The sequence below is a fragment of the Streptomyces plumbidurans genome (assembly GCF_019857225.1).
GTDB classification, from domain to species: Bacteria; Actinomycetota; Actinomycetes; order Streptomycetales; family Streptomycetaceae; genus Streptomyces; species Streptomyces plumbidurans.
Genome location: NZ_JAFJSY010000010.1, coordinates 69,238 through 84,825, shown reverse-complemented (window position 1 = coordinate 84,825; position 15,588 = coordinate 69,238). Strand labels below are relative to the sequence as shown.

17 protein-coding genes are annotated in these 15,588 nt (G+C 71.9%); 6 read left to right on the top strand and 11 right to left on the bottom strand.

Annotated elements, in window-relative coordinates:
- Window positions 1-6: 6 nt before the first annotated feature.
- Window positions 7-582, bottom strand: coding sequence for a helix-turn-helix domain-containing protein (locus tag JYK17_RS08995; RefSeq protein WP_222810152.1), 576 nt, complete (start codon window positions 580-582; stop codon window positions 7-9).
- 68 nt (window positions 583-650) lie between these two features.
- On the opposite strand from JYK17_RS08995, the gene JYK17_RS08990 reads away from it, so the two are divergent.
- The 3 genes from JYK17_RS08990 to JYK17_RS08980 are packed head-to-tail and all read left to right on the top strand — an operon-like array spanning window position 651 to window position 2,429.
- Window positions 651-1,361 (top strand): AzlC family ABC transporter permease, encoded by a 711-nt coding sequence (locus JYK17_RS08990; RefSeq protein ID WP_222810151.1) that lies wholly within the window; start codon window positions 651-653, stop codon window positions 1,359-1,361.
- On the top strand, window positions 1,358-1,678 hold the full coding sequence (locus tag JYK17_RS08985) for an AzlD domain-containing protein (protein WP_108014468.1): 321 nt from the start codon (window positions 1,358-1,360) through the stop codon (window positions 1,676-1,678). Before JYK17_RS08990 ends, JYK17_RS08985 begins: the two co-directional genes overlap by 4 nt.
- A 49-nt stretch (window positions 1,679-1,727) precedes the next feature.
- Complete coding sequence (locus JYK17_RS08980) at window positions 1,728-2,429, top strand: class I SAM-dependent DNA methyltransferase (protein ID WP_222810150.1); 702 nt, start codon at window positions 1,728-1,730, stop codon at window positions 2,427-2,429.
- 14 nt (window positions 2,430-2,443) lie between these two features.
- Here JYK17_RS08980 and JYK17_RS08975 read toward each other — a convergent pair whose 3' ends face one another.
- On the bottom strand, window positions 2,444-2,959 hold the full coding sequence (locus JYK17_RS08975; RefSeq protein ID WP_222810190.1) for a DUF6817 domain-containing protein: 516 nt from the start codon (window positions 2,957-2,959) through the stop codon (window positions 2,444-2,446).
- Between the two features lie 215 nt (window positions 2,960-3,174).
- On the opposite strand from JYK17_RS08975, the gene JYK17_RS08970 reads away from it, so the two are divergent.
- A complete protein-coding gene (locus JYK17_RS08970; protein WP_222810149.1) occupies window positions 3,175-4,107 on the top strand; it encodes a LysR family transcriptional regulator in 933 nt (310 codons plus the stop codon).
- Here JYK17_RS08970 and JYK17_RS08965 read toward each other — a convergent pair.
- Window positions 4,061-5,977 carry an AMP-dependent synthetase/ligase gene (locus JYK17_RS08965; RefSeq protein ID WP_108014466.1) on the bottom strand — a complete coding sequence of 639 codons (1,917 nt, stop codon included), beginning with the start codon at window positions 5,975-5,977 and terminating at the stop codon, window positions 4,061-4,063. The two genes, JYK17_RS08970 and JYK17_RS08965, sit on opposite strands and share 47 nt — an antisense overlap.
- Before the next feature lie 261 nt (window positions 5,978-6,238).
- A complete protein-coding gene (locus tag JYK17_RS08960; protein WP_128802654.1) occupies window positions 6,239-8,170 on the bottom strand; it encodes an AMP-dependent synthetase/ligase in 1,932 nt (643 codons plus the stop codon).
- A 290-nt stretch (window positions 8,171-8,460) separates the two neighbouring features.
- On the opposite strand from JYK17_RS08960, the gene JYK17_RS08955 reads away from it, so the two are divergent.
- Together JYK17_RS08955 and JYK17_RS08950 are read left to right on the top strand one after the other, a co-directional pair.
- Entirely contained in the window at window positions 8,461-9,762 is a 1,302-nt protein-coding gene (locus tag JYK17_RS08955) for a 3-oxoacyl-ACP reductase (protein ID WP_108014609.1), read from the top strand.
- 6 nt (window positions 9,763-9,768) lie between these two features.
- Window positions 9,769-10,605: a MaoC/PaaZ C-terminal domain-containing protein gene (locus tag JYK17_RS08950; protein ID WP_108014464.1), complete on the top strand. Its 837-nt coding sequence runs from the start codon at window positions 9,769-9,771 to the stop codon at window positions 10,603-10,605.
- A 97-nt stretch (window positions 10,606-10,702) separates the two neighbouring features.
- On the opposite strand, the gene JYK17_RS08945 is transcribed toward JYK17_RS08950, so the two are convergent.
- From JYK17_RS08945 to JYK17_RS08915, 7 genes are all read right to left on the bottom strand, one after another.
- The gene (locus JYK17_RS08945) at window positions 10,703-11,350 is read right to left on the bottom strand and encodes a TetR/AcrR family transcriptional regulator (RefSeq protein ID WP_108014463.1); all 648 of its coding nucleotides are present in this window, start codon (window positions 11,348-11,350) and stop codon (window positions 10,703-10,705) included.
- A gap of 115 nt (window positions 11,351-11,465) precedes the next feature.
- Complete coding sequence (locus tag JYK17_RS08940) at window positions 11,466-11,765, bottom strand: DUF4229 domain-containing protein (protein WP_108014462.1); 300 nt, start codon at window positions 11,763-11,765, stop codon at window positions 11,466-11,468.
- 75 nt (window positions 11,766-11,840) lie between these two features.
- The gene (locus tag JYK17_RS08935) at window positions 11,841-12,365 is read right to left on the bottom strand and encodes a GNAT family N-acetyltransferase (protein WP_108014461.1); all 525 of its coding nucleotides are present in this window, start codon (window positions 12,363-12,365) and stop codon (window positions 11,841-11,843) included.
- Window positions 12,366-12,385: 20 nt separating this feature from the next.
- Window positions 12,386-13,036 carry a UdgX family uracil-DNA binding protein gene (locus JYK17_RS08930; RefSeq protein ID WP_128802653.1) on the bottom strand — a complete coding sequence of 217 codons (651 nt, stop codon included), beginning with the start codon at window positions 13,034-13,036 and terminating at the stop codon, window positions 12,386-12,388.
- 31 nt (window positions 13,037-13,067) lie between these two features.
- Window positions 13,068-14,231, bottom strand: coding sequence for an aminofutalosine synthase MqnE (mqnE, locus tag JYK17_RS08925; RefSeq protein ID WP_128802652.1), 1,164 nt, complete (start codon window positions 14,229-14,231; stop codon window positions 13,068-13,070).
- A gap of 60 nt (window positions 14,232-14,291) precedes the next feature.
- The gene (locus tag JYK17_RS08920; protein ID WP_108014458.1) at window positions 14,292-14,747 is read right to left on the bottom strand and encodes an Lrp/AsnC family transcriptional regulator; all 456 of its coding nucleotides are present in this window, start codon (window positions 14,745-14,747) and stop codon (window positions 14,292-14,294) included.
- Window positions 14,748-14,845: 98 nt separating this feature from the next.
- Window positions 14,846-15,493, bottom strand: coding sequence for a UbiX family flavin prenyltransferase (locus JYK17_RS08915; RefSeq protein ID WP_108014457.1), 648 nt, complete (start codon window positions 15,491-15,493; stop codon window positions 14,846-14,848).
- Window positions 15,494-15,588 lie beyond the last annotated feature (95 nt).

Here is a 15,588-nt window from a genome sequence, read left to right as displayed (position 1 = left end):
GACTTCTCAGACGTGCTGCATGATCAGCACGAACGCCGTCCCGGGCGCCAGCGCCTCGTACGAGTGCGGCACATCCCCGGGGTAGGCCATGTAGTCCCCCGGCCCCAGCTCCGTCTGCTCCCCCGGCGGCCCGGCGTTCACCCGCCCGGCGCCGACCACGATGTGCTCCACGGTGCCCGGAATGTGCGGCTTGGAGTCGCGTACGGTGCCGGGCTCCAGCCGGACGCGGTAGATGTCGCGCCGGGCGCCCGGCGGACCGGCCGACAGCAGTGCGGCCGTGAAGCTGGACTGCTCGGAGTGCACGGTCGGGCCCTCGTCGGCCCGGATGACGCGCACGGTCGACGCCGGCGGCTCCACCAGCGCACCGAACGGCACGCCGAGCGCCACCGCCAGCGCCCAGATCGTCTCCATGCTCGGGTTGCCGCTGGCCGCTTCCAGCTGGGACAGCGTGGACTTCGCGATTCCGGCTCGTTTGGCCAGCTCGGAGAGGGTGAGGCCGGACCGGGTGCGCTCTCGGCGCAGGGCGGCGGCGATCCAACCGAGGGGGAGCCGGGAGGGTGGGGGCGGGGGTGCGTCGGGCATGGCGTTCGCTCCATCGGTCTTTTTGTTCGCCTTGACGAACATGGTAGCTGCTGTTCATTCTAGAAAACATGCGTTCGCTGCAACGAACAGGTCACCAGACTGACGGCACACCCCGCGCGCCGCTGAGAGACCTCGTCCGCGACAGTTCACTCGTCTGGCTCGCCAGCGGGATCGTGGGCGTGTCCTTCGGCGCGATCTCCGTCGCCGGTGGGCTGCCGGTGTGGGTGCCGGTGGTGATGTCTCTGCTGGTGTACGCGGGGTCGGCCCAGTTCAGCGCGGTCGGGGTGCTGCTGGCCGGGGGCGGTCCGCTCGCCGCGGCCGCCACGGGCCTGCTGCTCAACACCCGTACGGCCGCCTTCAGCCTCGCCGTCGCGGACGTCGTCGGGCGCGGGTGGGCGGCCCGGCTGCTCGGCGCGCATCTGGTGACCGACGAGACGGTGGCCTTCACACTCGCCCAGACCGATCCGGTACGGCGCCGGGCGGCATTCTGGATCTCCGGGCTCGGCCTGTTCGCCGTATGGAACGTCGGTGTCCTGGCGGGCGCGCTGGCCGGGGGTGCCCTCGGGGACACGGCCCGGTACGGCCTGGACGCGGCCTTTCCCGCCGTCCTCGTGGCGCTGGTCCTGCCCGCGCTGCGCACGGACGGGCGGGTACGCCGGTGCGCACTGCTCGGCGCCGCGTTGGCCCTGGCGGTGGCACCGGCCGTCCCGGCGGGTGTGCCGGTGCTGCTGGCGCTCGCGGGGCTGGCGCTCTACGGGCGGAAGGAGGCGTCCGAATGAACGGGACGGTCTCGCTGATCCTGGCCCTGGCCGTCGGGACGTACGCCTTCCGCCTGGTGGGCCCGGCGCTGCACGGCCGGGTGCGGTTGCCGCAGCGGGTCCACGAGTTGGCGGCGGCCGGTGCGGTCGTCCTGCTCGTCGCACTGCTGGCGACGGGGGCCCTGACGGAGAACGGCGGCTTCGCCGGCTGGGCTCGGCCCGGCGGCGTACTGGTGGCGGTCGCCCTGGCGTGGCGACGGGCGCCGTTCGTGGTGGTGGTTCTGGGGGCGGCGGTGACCACGGCTGTGCTGCGGGCGACGGTGCCAGGGGCGGCTTGACGGTGAGCGAGCGGGCCGATTGTCAGTGGTGGTCGCTACGGTCTCGACCATGACCGTTTCCGATACCGGCAGCGAGCCCGGCAGCGACTTCCTGTCCAGCACCCGTGAGTTCTACGACGCCATCGCCGAGGACTACGCCGCCATGTTCGCGGGCAAGCACGCGGCCACGCCGCTGGACCGGGCGATACTCGCCGCCTTCGCCGAACTCGTGGGCGACGAGGGGACGGTGGCCGACGTGGGCTGCGGGCCGGGCCGCAGCACCGCGCACCTCGCCGCACTCGGCCTGCGGGCCTACGGCCTCGACCTGTCGGAGTCGATGCTGGCCGTGGCCCGGCGGGAGAACCCGGAACTGCGGTTCGAGCAGGGCTCGATGCTGGACCTGGGCGTGTCCGACGGGTCTCTTGCCGGGATCGTCTCGTGGTACTCGACCATCCACACGCCTGTGGACAGACTGCCCGCGCTCTTCGCCGAGTTCCACCGCGCTCTCGCGCCCGGCGGCCACCTCCTCCTCGCCTTCCAGACCGGCGGCCCGCACCGCCGCCACGACCGCCCCTTCGGCCACGACGTGTCGCTCACCTTCCTGCGCCGCCAACCGGACGACCTGGCACAGCTGCTGACCGAGACAGGCTTCACGCTCGGCTCACGCACGATCCGGGAACCGGACGAGGACCTCGGCGAGCGGACCCCGCAGGCGTATCTCCTTGCCCGCAAGCCGGTGACGGCCGCGCGGCCCGGCGGGGCGACCGCCTAGCCCGGCAGCGGGCCTCAACTGCGCCCGGGGCCGAGCACGGTGAGGCAGTCCTGCCAGGCGGGCTCGCTCAGCAGGGACCGGAAGCGGGTGAAGAGGGTGAGGAGTTCGGGTCCCCATCGCGTGCGGAAGTCGCGGCTGCGGTGGGCCAGGTCGAGTTCGTTCGCGGCGGTGAGTTCGGCGATGTCCTGGCGCAGAGGGGTGGCCGGGGTGAGGGTGCGGCCCGTGAAGCGGTCGTGGAAGGGGCCGTCGGGGGTCGCGAGGCCGGGGTAGGAGGCTCGGCGGTCGCAGCAGGCGTAGACGTAGACGATCTCCTCGGCCTCGGGGCCGATCACGGCGGCGAGTTCGGGCCGCCGGTCGAGGGGGAGGAGGGCGGTCGGGAAGCCGTCGGTGCCGTAGGCGGCATGGGTGAGTCCGGCGCGTTGCAGCGCGGGCCTGGCGCCCCAGGCGGCGAGCCGGTCGCCCACGCGATCGAGGTGCGCGAGCAGCGTCCCGCCGGGGTGCGGAAGGCTGTCGGCGCCCAAGTCCCGCATGAGGGCGGTGGCTTGGTGGTGGTCGGGCGTCCGCGGCACGACGGCATCCCTTCGACGTCCGGGTCGGCACCCGCTCGCTCCCCCGCACGGTTCCGGATCCCGGCGCGGGTGGGAGCGGGTTGCCGCCCTCGGGCCCTGAAGTGATCGTCGTACGGGCCCAAGGCGCAGTCAATCCTTGGGATTTGTCGCTGAACCCAAGTGTTAGCTTGGAGGTCGTGACCCTTGACGACCTGCGGGTGTTCGTGGCGGTGTGCCGGGCCGGCAGCCTCAGTGCGGTGGCCAGGGAGCTCGGCTGCACCCAGTCGGCGGTGAGCCAGCATGTGAAGCGGCTGGAGCGGGAGACGGGTGTGGCGCTGCTGGAGCGGCAGTCGCGCGGGGTCGTGCCCACCGGGGCCGGGCGGGTGCTGGAGGCCGCGGCGGCCGAGGGGATCTCCGGGCTCGATCTGGCGCTGCGGCAGCTGCGGGACCTCGTCGAGGGCGCGAGCGGGCAGGTGCGGGTGGCGACGGGAGCGACGACCGTACGGCACTTCATGTCGGACGCGGTGGTGGAGTTCCGGCGCGGGCATCCGAACGTCAACCTCGAGTTCCGCACGGTCAGTTCGGGCCGCGGCAGCTTCGACGCGCTGACCGACGGCACGCTCGACCTGGCGTGGATCACCCTCGGCCCGCCGGTGCGGGGCATCGAGCAGCGGGCCGTGGTGGAACTCCCGTGGGTGCTCGCGGTACGGGCCGACGACGCGCTGGCCGACCGCCCGTCCCTCGACCCGCACGAGCTGGCCGGCGTACGCCTCATCCGCCTGCCGCCGAACTCCGCCTCCGCCGCCCATCTGGACGCCGCCTGCGCAAAGTTCGCGGTCCGCTTCGGTTACGACACGAGCGTCGCCGACTGGGACACGGCGCTGCTGCTGGCGGAACTGGGCGTCGGACGGGCGCTGGTCCCCGCGCTGCCGGGGCTGGCCGTGCCGGGCGACGGTGCCCTGCGGCTGATCCCCGTCCCCCTGCTCCGACCGCTCCCCGTCGGCTGGGCCGTACGCCGCTGGGACGCGCTCAGTCCGCCGGCGCGGGCGTTCGCCGACACGGTCGTGGAGCACCGGCGGGGGCTCAGCGGTCGTACAGGCTCTCCACCTCTGCCGCGAAGTCCCGCATGACCGCCTCGCGGCGCAGCTTCATGGACGGGGTCAGGTGGCCCGCCTCTTCGGTGAAGTCCTCGGGGACGATGGCGAAGCGGCGGATCGACTCCGGGCGGGAGACCAGTTTGTTGGCCTCGTCCACGGCGCGCTGCAGCACCGCCCTCAACTCCTCGTCGTCGACCAGGAGTTCCGCGGGGACGGGGTGCTTGCCGTGCATGCGGCGCCAGTGGCCGACGCCCTCCATGTCGAGGGTGAGGAGCGCGGCGATGTAGGGGCGGCGGTCGCCCACCACCATGCACTGGGAGATCAGGGGGTGCGAGCGCAGCCAGTTCTCCAGCGGGGCGGGGGCCGTGTTCTTGCCGCCCGCGGTGATGATGATCTCCTTCTTGCGGCCGGTGATGGTGAGGTAGCCCTCGTCGTCCAGTTGCCCGATGTCACCGGTCGGGAACCAGCCGTCCGCCGAGGACGGGATCACCCCGCCGCCCTGCGGGTCCCAGTAGCCGCGGAAGACCTGACCGCCGTTCAGCAGGATCTCGCCGTCGGCCGCGATCCGCACCTTCGTGCCGGGCAGGGGCCAGCCCACCGTGCCCAGACGGGGTTTGAGCGGGGGTGTCACCGTGGCCGCGCCGGTGGTCTCGGTGAGGCCGTAGCCCTCGTAGACCTCCATGCCCGCGCCCGCGTAGAAGGCGGCGAGGCGGCGGCCGAGGGGGGAGCCGCCGGAGATGATGTGGCGGATGCGGCCGCCCATGGCGTTGCGGATCCGGCGGTAGACCAGGGTGTCGTAGAGGGCGCGGGCCGCCTTCAGCGCGGTGCCCGGGCCGGGGCCGGTGCCCGCGTGCCGGGCCTCCAGCGCCTCGCCGTAGCGGACGGCGGTGTTCGCCGCGCGGTCGAAGACGGTGGCCCGCCCGCCGCTCTCCGCCTTGGCACGCGCGTTGTTGAAGACCTTCTCCAGCATGTACGGGATGCACAGCAGAAAGGTCGGCCGGAAGGCGGCGAGGTCGGCCAGCAGGCTGTTCCCGTCCAGGCTCGCGGCATGGCCGAGGCGGACCCGGGCCCGGATGCAGGCGATCGCCACCATGCGCCCGAAGACGTGCGACATGGGCAGGAAAAGCAGCGTGGAGGGGTCGTCCGCCTTCGACTTGAAGATCGGGTAGAGCAGCTCGATCGCGTTGTCGACCTCGGCGATGAAGTTGCCGTGCGTGAGCACGCAGCCCTTGGGGCGGCCGGTGGTGCCCGAGGTGTAGATGACGGTGGCGAGCGTGTCGGGGACCAGCATCCCGCGGCGCACGGCGACTTCCTGGTCGGGTACCTGCTGCCCGAGTTCGTCGAGACGGTCGAGGTGGTCCTTCTCCACGATCCACAGGTGCCGCAGATCCGGCAGCCGGCTCAGCTCCGGGCCGAGCGCCGAGGCCTGCGCGGCGGTCTCCGTCACCAGGGCCACCGCACCGGAGTCCTGGAGGATCCACCGGGTCTGATAGACCGAGGACGTCGGGTAGATCGGAACGGTCACCAGACCGGCGGCCCACGCGGCGAAGTCCAGCAGCGTCCACTCGTAGATCGTCCGCGCCATGACGGCGACACGGTCGCCGGGAACCAGGCCCTCCGAGATCAAACCCCTCGCCAGGGCCTGCACCTGCTGCGCGAACTCCCCCGCCGTCACGTCCACCCACTCGCCGTCGCCCCTGCGGCGGCTCAGGACCCTGGATGCGGGCGCCGCGTCCGCGTTGTCGAACGGCAGGTCGGCGAGCGAGCCGTGGGTGGGCGGCGGGACGAGCGGCGGAACCGACGTCTCCCGCACCACTCCGCCCAGGCGCCGGATCTCGGGCTGCACCAGCTGGGGTACGCCGTCGTAGTCGGACGCGGACGGGTAGGGGACGGACACGGACATGGCAGCTCCTGGGACGTGCAGCTCGGGGTTCTGCTCTGCTGTTCAGGTACGTGCAGTGCAGGCCGAGTGGTTCAGCCGCTCCGCGGGGGCGGGGGGTTTTGGGGTTACCGGGGGTTATAGCGGCGATCGTACGTGGGCGGCATGTGGGGGATGTGCTTGTTCGGGGACGGTATGGGGCGGGATCGGTTTGTGTTTGGGTGCGGGTGCGTTGTGGCTTGTCGCGCAGTTCCCCGCGCCCCTTAGAAGCAGTTGCAGGCGCCCCTAAAAGCTGTAGAGCTGCTCGATATGTGCGGCGAAATCCCTGGTGATTGCGTCTCTTTTGAGTTTCAGGGACGGGGTGAGGTGGCCCGATTCCTCTGTCAGGTCGGTGGGGAGGATGGTGAAGCGGCGGATGGATTCGGGGCGGGAGACCAGTTTGTTGGCCTCGTCCACGGCGCGTTGCAGGACTGCCCTCAACTCCTCGTCGTCGAGGAGGAGTTGCACCGGGACCGGGTGTTTGCCGTGCATGCGGCGCCAGTGGGTGACGCCGTCCGTGTCGAGGGTGATGAGGGCGGCGACGTAGGGGCGGGCGTCGCCGACGACCATGACCTGGGAGATCAGGGGGTGGGCGCGCAGCCAGTTCTCCAGCGGGGCCGGGGCGACGCTCTTGCCGCCCGCCGTGATCAGCATCTCCTTCTTGCGGCCGGTGATGTAGAGGTAGCCCTCCTCGTCGAGCCGGCCGAGGTCGCCGGTGGCGAGCCAGCCGTCGACGGTCGCGGGGGTCACCCCGCCGGCGTTCGGGTCCCAGTAGCCGCGCAGCACATGGCCGCCGCTCAGCAGGACCTCGCCGTCGGCCGCGATCCGGACCTTGGTGCCGGGCAGCGGCCAACCGACCGAGCCGAGGCGGGGTTTGAGGGGAGGGGTCACGGTGGAGGCACCGGTGGTCTCCGTGAGGCCGTAGCCCTCGTAGATCTCGATGCCCGCCCCGGCGTAGAACGCGGCGAGGCGGCGGCCGAGGGGGGAGCCGCCGGAGATCATGTAGCGGACCCTGCCGCCCATCGCGTTGCGGATGCGGCGGTAGACCAGGGGGTCGTAGATGGCGCGGGCCGCCTTGAGGACGGTGCGCGGGCCCGAGCCGGTGCCGGCGTGCCGGGCCTCGACCGCCTCCCCGTGGCGCACGGCCACGCCCACCGCGCGGTCGAAGGTGCCGGCCCGGCCGCCGGTCTCGGCCTTCGCGCGGGCGGCGTTGAACACCTTCTCCAGCATGTACGGGATGGCGATGAGACAGGTCGGCCGGAAGCTGGCCAGGGCGGGCAGCAGTTCCTCCGGCTTCAGGCTGGGGGCGTGTCCGAGCCGGACCCGTGCGCGGATGCAGGCGACCGCCACCATGCGGCCGAAGATGTGTGACATCGGCAGGAAGTGCAGGACCGCGGCCTCTTCGCTGGTCCGCTCCCGGAACACCGGGTAGAGGAGTTCGATCGCGTTGTCGACCTCGGCGAAGAAGTTGCCGTGGGTGATCGCGCAGCCCTTGGGGCGGCCGGTGGTGCCCGAGGTGTAGACGATGGTGGCGAGGGTGTCGGGGCCCAGCATCCCGCGCCGCACCTCCACCTCCTGGTCCCGTATGCGCCCGCCGCGCTCGGCCAGGCGCTCCACATGGCCCTTCTCGATGACCCACAGATGCCGCAGGTCGGGCACCCGGTCGAGTTCGGGGCCCAGCGCGGCCGCCTGCGCCGCGGTCTCGGTGACGAGTGCGACGGCGCCGGAGTCCTGGAGGATCCAACGGGTCTGGAAGGCGGAGGAGGTGGGGTAGATCGGGACGGTGACCAGGCCGCAGGCCCAGGCGGCGAAGTCCAGGAGCGTCCACTCGTAGACGGTCCGCGCCATGACCGCGATCCGGTCCCCCGGGTTGAGTCCCTCGGCGATCAGTCCCTTCGCCGCCGCCAGTACCTCGTCGGCGAACTCGACCGCGGTGACGTGCTCCCACCGGCCGGTGTCGGTGCGGCGGCTGAGGACCTGGTCGTCGGGGGCGGTGCGCGCGTTGTCGAAGGGCAGGTCGGCGAGGGAGCCGTGCCGCACCGGCGGGACGAAGGGCGGCACGTAGGCCTCGCGCACCTCCCCGCCCAGCCGCTGGATCACGGGCTCCACGAGGACCGGCGTGCCGTCGAGCGCCGTGGCGTGAACCGCGACGTCGGCGGACGGGCGCGAGGTGGACACGGGCGACTCCAGCGCTTCAACGGAGTTGCCCTGCGGGGTAGTTGCCGCAGGCGGGGAGGAGATCGTACGGCGCGCTTGTGATGAGCTGGTGAGGGTTCGACGAGTGTACGGCGGCGGCGATGGATCGGGGATGTGCAATCTCGTCGCTTTTCTTGCCGATAGCGTCCTACCGGGCGGTATGGTGAACGTTTTTCAACTTTTACCTCCCTCGCCACACCCCTTCCCTGGATCCTTACCTCCGGTAACCTGACTCCGGAGTAAGAAGAGCATCCGCATGGGGAGTTATGGACATGGCCGACCGCTATCTGCGCTTCTCCGGCACCGCACCCGGCCGCTTCCTGACCCGCAGGCTGGGCCTGCCGCAGCCCGCCGAGCTGCGGCGCTGGTCGCCTGAGCGGCCCTCGCTGGACGGCGGACTGCTGCACCTCACCGCGGGCCGGACGGACCTCGATCTCGCGCCGGTCCTCGCCCGCGCGGGGCTGCCTGACTCCACCGGCGGGCCCGTCGCGGCCGTGGTCCTCGACGCCACCGGGGTGCGCGACGTCGACGGGCTCGCCGAGGTGCACGCCGCGCTCCACCCCGTGGTGCGGTCCGTCGCGAGCAGCGGCCGGATCGTCGTGCTGGGCTCGCCCCTCGATACGACCGATCACCACCAGGCCGCCGTGCAGCAGGCGCTGGAGGGGTTCGTGCGCTCGCTCGGCAAGGAGATCGGGCGCGGCCGGACCGTGAACCTGCTGCGGCTGACGGACGCCGGCTCCGCCGAGTCGACCCTGCGCTTCCTGCTCTCTCCCAAGTCCGCCTACGTCGACGGTCAGGTGATCGAGGCAGCACGCGCCGAGGAGTCCGCCGTCGACTGGGAGCGCCCCCTGGCCGGGCGCACCGCCCTGGTCACCGGGGGCGCCCGCGGCATCGGCGAGGCGGTCGCCGAGACGCTGGCCAGGGACGGCGCCCGGGTCGTCGTACTGGACGTACCGCAGGCCGAGCAGGACGCGCGGCGCGTGGCCGAGCGGCTCGGCGGCAGCGCCCTCGCGCTCGACATCACCGCCGCCGACGCGGGCGAGCGGATCGCCGCCGCGCTCCCGGACGGCCTGGACGTGCTGGTCCACAACGCGGGCATCACCCGTGACCGCCGACTGGTCAACATGCCCGCCGAGCGCTGGAGTTCGGTCCTGGAGGTCAATCTCGCGAGCGTGCTGCGGACGACGGACGCGCTGCTGAAGGCCGGGGCGCTCGGGCGGGGCGGGCGGATCGTCGCGACCGCCTCGATCGCCGGCCTCGCCGGGAACGCGGGGCAGACGAACTACGGCGCGAGCAAGGCGGGCGTCGTGGGGCTGGTCCGCTCCCTCGCGCCGCGCGCGCTCGCCGAGCACGGGGTGACTCTCAACGCGGTCGCGCCGGGGTTCATCGAGACGAAGATGACGGCGGCGGTCCCGCTGTTCATCCGTGAGGCGGGGCGCCGGATGAACTCCCTTGCGCAGGGCGGACTTCCGGTGGACGTCGCCGAGACCACGGCCTGGCTCGCGCACCCCGCCTCGGGCGGGGTCAACGGCCAGGTGGTCCGGGTCTGCGGCCAGAGCCTGCTGGGAGCGTGAGAACCGATGTCGGTCGTACTGCCCGCCTCCCCCGCGCTCGCGCCGCTGCTCGCCCGGGGCGCCCTCCTCTCACCCTTCAAACACCCGCGCCCGGACGCCGACTTCCCGCGTGACCGGCTCGTCCTGCGCGGACTGCGCATCGACCTGGCGCGGCTGGCCGCCTACGAGCGGGTGTGCGGGTTCGCGACCGGCGACGACGCGCTCCCGCTGACGTATCCGCATGTGCTGGGCTTCCCGCTGGCCATGCGGCTGATGAGCGACCGCGGCTTTCCGCTGCCGCTGCTGGGTCTCGTCCACACGTCGATCGAGATCACCCGGTGGCGGTCGCTGACGGCCACCGGGGAGTACGAACTCGCCGTGCACGTGGGCGGTCTGGAGCCGCACCGGCGGGGCACCGAGGCGTCCGTGATCACCGAGGTGCGGTCCGGACGGGACGTGGTGTGGGAGTCGCGCAGCACCTATCTTGCCCGGCACCGCACCTCGCGGACGAGCGAGTCCCCGAAAGACGAGCGTCCGCCGCTGCCCGCCGTGGCGGAATGGCGGCTGGCCGGCGACGTGGGCCGCCGGTACGGCGCCGCGTCCGGCGACCGCAACCCCATCCACCTGCACCCGCTCACCGCCCGCCTCTTCGGCTTTCCCCGCGCCATCGCCCACGGCATGTGGACCGCCGCCCGTTGTCTGGCCGCCCACGGCACCCCCGAACGCACCCGCGTCCAGGCGCAGTTCAGGGCGCCGGTGCTGCTGCCGGGGACGGTGACGTACGCGGCGCGGGGCGGCCGGTTCGAACTGCGCGGGGGCGAGCGCGTGCATGTGAGCGGAGTGGTGGAGGACCTCCAGCCGTAGTCCGTCCCGTGCCGTGGCCCGTCCCGTGCCGTGGCCCGTCCCGTGCCGTGGCCCGTCCCGTGCCGTGGTCCGTCCGGCAAGTCCGCCAGGACCGGCGTCAGTTCTCCGGGGGCGGAGGTGTCCAGGGTCGGCCCTCCATGAGGTTGCCCAGGCCCGCCCAGGCGAAGTTCATGAGGGTGGCCGCGGCCTGGCGGGCCGTGGTGCCGGGGGTCGCGTTGGCCCAGGCGGCGAGGGACTCGGCGGCGCCGACCAGGGCCTCGGCGAGCCCGGCGACCTCGCGTTCGGCGAGGTCGGGGTCGCGGTGCGCCGCCCTGGCCGCGACGACGATGAGTTCGGTGACGAACGCGACGATCTCCTCGCGCATCGCGGTCACCTCGGCCGCGAACGGTTCACGGGTACGGGCCTGCAGATGCAGCACCGCCCAGCCGTCCGGGTTCAGCGCCGTGTGCGTGAAGAACGCCCGCAGCCCCTCCCAGAGTTGGCGGTCGGCGGGCAACCCGGGGCGGACACCGGCCCGGACCGCCTGGACGAGCGCCTTCGCCTCGCGCCGGATGCAGGCGGTGAACAGGTCTTCCTTCGAGTTCAGATACAGATAGACCAACGGCTTGGACACACCCGCCAGTTCGGCGATCTCGTCCATCGACGCGGCCATGTACCCACGCTGCCCGAACGTCTGCACGGCGGCGTCCAGCATCTGCTGCTCACGGACCGCCCGCGGCATGCGCTTGGTCTTCACGGCACCCATGGGGGCAAGGGTAATTGGGCGGCCGCCGTCCCAGACCCCGCTTGCGTCACGTCCACGAGGTCCGGCCCTGGGTCTACGAGGTCCGGCCCTGGGTCTACGAGGTCTGGCGCCAGGTCTACGAGGTCTGGCCCTGCGCCCGCGTCGCGTCGTCCGCGCCGTCCTCCTGGCTGCGGTTGGCGTCGAGGTTGGCCTTCATCCGGTCGACCCGGCGCACGACCTGGAGCGAGGCGCGGTCCCGCTCCTTGCGCAGCACCACGAAGCTGATCGGGGCCGAGATCACCAGGGCCAGCAGGCAGATCCACATGCCGTTGGAGTCACCGAGCCCGCGCGGGACGATGCCGGAGTAGACGAGGCCCCAGACGACCACGAGGCAGCCTGCGAAGATCCCGAGGCGCATCAGCGTGTAGCGGAGCATGTCAATCCACTCTTCCGGTTCCAAAAAGGGGCACGGTCCAGTGAAGCACGCCGGATGTGCGATCTTCGACGGGGGTCAGCCGAGCGGCAGCAGCATGAAGACGTCGTCGCGGTCGTCGCCGGGGGCGACACGGATGGCGTCGGGCACCCGCCCGACCTCCTTGTAGCCGCAGGAGCCGTAGAACCGCTCCAGGCCGTTGCCGCCGCGGCAGGTCAGCCGGATCGCCTCGATGCCGTCGAAGCCGCGGGCGGCCTCCTCGGCGGCGGCGAGCAGGTCCCGCCCGTAGCCCCTGCCCTGGTGGCGGGGGTGCACCATCACCGTGTACAGCCACACCCAGTGCTTCATCAGCCGGTGGGTGTTGAAGCTGAAGAAGGCGGTCGCCGCGACCTCGCCCGCCTCGTCGAGGCCGACCAGCAGCCGGGTCCGCCCCTCGGCCATGCCGACGAGGTGCTTCACGAGCTCGGGCCGTATGTCCTCGGCGGTGACCGGTGGCACGAAGCCCACCGAGCCGCCCGCGTTCGAGACGTCGGCCCACAGCCCGAGAATCCCGTCGCGCAGGGCGGGAGTGACGGCGGGGTCAAGAGTGAAAGTAAGGGACACGGCGCCATAGTACTCATTACCTACAGCAGACGCCCCGCCACCTCGAGATCCGAGACGAACCCCCGGTACGCCGCCTCCCGGTCGTCCGACCGCAGCACGGAAGAGGGGTGCACGGTCGGCACGAGCCGCCGCGGCTGCCCGTGGATCTCCTCCTCCAGCACCGTGCCGCGCACCTGCGTGACCCGGAACGAGGAGCCCAGCAGCGCCTTGCCGGCGGTCGCCCCCAGCACCACGACCAGCTCGGGCTCGACGACCGCCAGCTCGGCGGCGAGCCACGGCCCGCACGCCGCCGCCTCACGGAGTGTGGGCGCCTTGTGGATACGGCGCTTGCGGGGCTCGTCGCGCGTGAACCTGAAGTGCTTGACCGCGTTGGTGACGTACGCCTCCGCCGGATCGATGCCGGCTTCTTCGAGAGCCCGGTCGAGGAGCTTGCCGGCGGGGCCGACGAAGGGCTTGCCCTGGCGGTCCTCCTGGTCGCCGGGCTGCTCGCCGACGAGCATCACGCGGGCCTTCGCGGTGCCCTCGCCGAACACGGTCTGCGTGGCGTCCCGGTGCAGCGGGCAGCCACGGCAGCCGGCGGCCGCCTTGCGCAGGGCAGGCAGGCCACCGCGGTCCGGGAGGTAGGGCTCGGCGGTGTAGGCGTCCTCGGGCGCGCCGGTACGGGGGCTCACGCCCGCCGGGTACCCCCGCGCCCGGAATGCCTCACACCCGCATCGGCTGCGGGGACTCCCGGCGGGCCGGGTCCGGGCCGTCGTACTCGCGGAGGATCTCGTAGCGCGTGTTGCGCTCCACCGGGCGGAAGCCGGCGTCGCGGATCAGGTCCAGGAGGTCCTCGCGGGTCAGCTTGTTCGGGGTGCCGTAGTTGTCCGCGTCGTGCGTGATCTTGTACTCGACGACCGAGCCGTCCATGTCGTCGGCGCCGTGCTGGAGGGCGAGCTGCGCGGTCTGCACGCCGTGCATGACCCAGAAGACCTTGACGTGCGGGACGTTGTCGAAGAGCAGCCGGGAGACCGCGAAGGTCTTCAGGGCCTCGGCGCCGGTGGCCATCTGGGTGCGGGCCTGCAGGCGGTTGCGGACCTTGCCGTCCTGCATGTCGACGAAGTCGTGCTGGTAGCGCAGCGGGATGAAGACCTGGAAGCCGCCGGTCTCGTCCTGCAGCTCACGCAGCCGCAGCACGTGGTCGACGCGGTGGCGCGGCTCCTCGATGTGGCCGTAGAGCATGGTGCACGGGGTCTTCAGGCCCTTCTCGTGCGCCAGGCGGTGGATGCGGGACCAGTCCTCCCAGTGGGTGCGGTGGTCCACGATGTGCTGCCGCACCTCCCAGTCGAAGATCTCGGCGCCGCCGCCGGTCAGCGACTCCAGGCCCGCGTCGATCAGCTCGTCGAGGATCTCGGAGGCGGACAGGCCGGAGATCGTCTCGAAGTGGTGGATCTCCGTGGCCGTGAACGCCTTCAGGGAGACGTCCGGGAGGGCCGCCTTCAGCTCCCGCAGCGAGCGCGGGTAGTAGCGCCACGGCAGGTTCGGGTGCAGGCCGTTGACGATGTGCAGTTCGGTGAGGTTCTCGCCCTCCATCGCCTTGGCCAGCTTGACGGCCTCCTCGATGCGCATCGTGTACGCGTCCTTCTCGCCCGGCTTGCGCTGGAAGGAGCAGTAGGCGCAGGACGCCGTGCACACGTTGGTCATGTTGAGGTGGCGGTTGACGTTGAAGTGGACGACGTCGCCGTTCTTGCGGGTGCGCACCTCGTGCGCGAGGCCGCCCAGCCACGCCAGGTCGTCCGACTCGTACAGCGCGATGCCGTCCTCGCGGGTCAGGCGGACGCCCGCCCTGACCTTCTCCTCCAGCTCACGCTTGAGCCCGACGTCCATGCCCACACCTTTCTCCGACGACCCGACGACAACGACACCGACCACCGTACGTCCCGGCGGTCAGACCTCCTCGGGCAGCTCCCCGACCCGGTTCTCCCACTTCGTGGAGAGAATGATGGTGGTACGGGTCCGGGAGACGCCCTTGGTGCCGGACAGCCGGCGGATGATCTTCTCCAGGCCGTCCACGTTCGCCGCCCGCACCTTGAGCATGTACGAGTCGTCGCCCGCGATGAACCAGCAGTCCTCGATCTCGGAGAGGTCCTTCAGCCGCTGGGCCACGTCCTCGTGGTCGGTGGCGTCGGACAGCGAGATGCCGACGAGCGCGGTGACACCGAGGCCGAGCGAGGCGGCGTCGACCGTGGCGCGGTAGCCGGTGATGACGCCGGCCGCCTCCAGCCGGTTGATGCGGTCGGTGACACTGGGTCCCGAAAGTCCGACGAGGCGCCCCAGCTCCGCGTAGGAGGCCCGGCCGTTCTCCCTCAGGGCCTGGATGAGCTGCCTGTCCACCGCGTCCATGCGATCGAAGCCTTCCGCTGAAGAGTTCCTGAAGTGATGAGAGGTGCTGAGGTGCAGAGGTACTGGCGTACCGGAGTGCTGAGGTGCTGCGTCCTGCTCTACTCGTCCGCGCCGCGGTGCAGCTCGCCCTTCCACCGCCGGTACAGGCCGTGCCCGACGCCCGCCGCGTCCAGCACCCGCCCGGCGACGAAGTCCACCAGGTCCTGGATGTGGGTGGCGCCCGCGTAGAAGCCCGGTGAGGCCGGCACCACGCTCGCGCCCGCGTCGTCCAGCGCGACGAGATGCCTGAGGGTCTGGCCGTTCAGCGGGGTCTCGCGTACGGCCACGACCAGCGGACGGCGCTCTTTGAGGGTGACGCTCGCCGTCCGCTGCAGCAGATCCTTGGACAGCCCGAGCGCGACGCCCGCGACACAGGCCGTGGAGGCGGGCACGATCAGCATGCCCTGGGTGGGGTACGACCCCGACGACGGCCCGGCCGCGAGGTCGCCCGCGTTCCAGTACCGCACGCCCGTGAGGTCGGTCTCGAAGGTCCCGGGCTTGCCGTCGGCGCCCCGGCTCAGCCATGCGCGCAGGTCGTCGCGCCAGTGCGCGTCCCGGAAGGAGATGCCGGTCTCGTCGAGCAGCGTCAACCGGGAGGCCCGCGACACGACGAGATCGACGCTCTCACCGGCATCGAGAAGCGCGCGCAGCACAGCGGCCGCATACGGCGTCCCGGAGGCCCCGGACACCCCCACGATCCAAGGCACGCGCTGCTTTTCCCCTGCGTTCACACCTTGAGCGTACCGGTGGGGCGGGGAGGTGCTAATGCACGGTCGGTCGACCGATGCCCGAGACGGTCACG

Bases quoted from the DNA above. Each gene is read 5' to 3' on its own strand.
- JYK17_RS08995 (WP_222810152.1), bottom strand. From the start codon at position 582: ATGCCCGACGCACCCCCGCCCCCACCCTCCCGGCTCCCCCTCGGTTGG.
- JYK17_RS08990 (WP_222810151.1), top strand. From the start codon at position 651: ATGCGTTCGCTGCAACGAACAGGTCACCAGACTGACGGCACACCCCGC.
- JYK17_RS08985 (WP_108014468.1), top strand. From the start codon at position 1,358: ATGAACGGGACGGTCTCGCTGATCCTGGCCCTGGCCGTCGGGACGTAC.
- JYK17_RS08980 (WP_222810150.1), top strand. From the start codon at position 1,728: ATGACCGTTTCCGATACCGGCAGCGAGCCCGGCAGCGACTTCCTGTCC.
- JYK17_RS08975 (WP_222810190.1), bottom strand. From the start codon at position 2,959: ATGCGGGACTTGGGCGCCGACAGCCTTCCGCACCCCGGCGGGACGCTG.
- JYK17_RS08965 (WP_108014466.1), bottom strand. From the start codon at position 5,977: ATGTCCGTGTCCGTCCCCTACCCGTCCGCGTCCGACTACGACGGCGTA.
- JYK17_RS08955 (WP_108014609.1), top strand. From the start codon at position 8,461: ATGGCCGACCGCTATCTGCGCTTCTCCGGCACCGCACCCGGCCGCTTC.
- JYK17_RS08950 (WP_108014464.1), top strand. From the start codon at position 9,769: ATGTCGGTCGTACTGCCCGCCTCCCCCGCGCTCGCGCCGCTGCTCGCC.
- JYK17_RS08945 (WP_108014463.1), bottom strand. From the start codon at position 11,350: ATGGGTGCCGTGAAGACCAAGCGCATGCCGCGGGCGGTCCGTGAGCAG.
- JYK17_RS08940 (WP_108014462.1), bottom strand. From the start codon at position 11,765: ATGCTCCGCTACACGCTGATGCGCCTCGGGATCTTCGCAGGCTGCCTC.
- mqnE (WP_128802652.1), bottom strand. From the start codon at position 14,231: ATGGACGTCGGGCTCAAGCGTGAGCTGGAGGAGAAGGTCAGGGCGGGC.
- JYK17_RS08920 (WP_108014458.1), bottom strand. From the start codon at position 14,747: ATGGACGCGGTGGACAGGCAGCTCATCCAGGCCCTGAGGGAGAACGGC.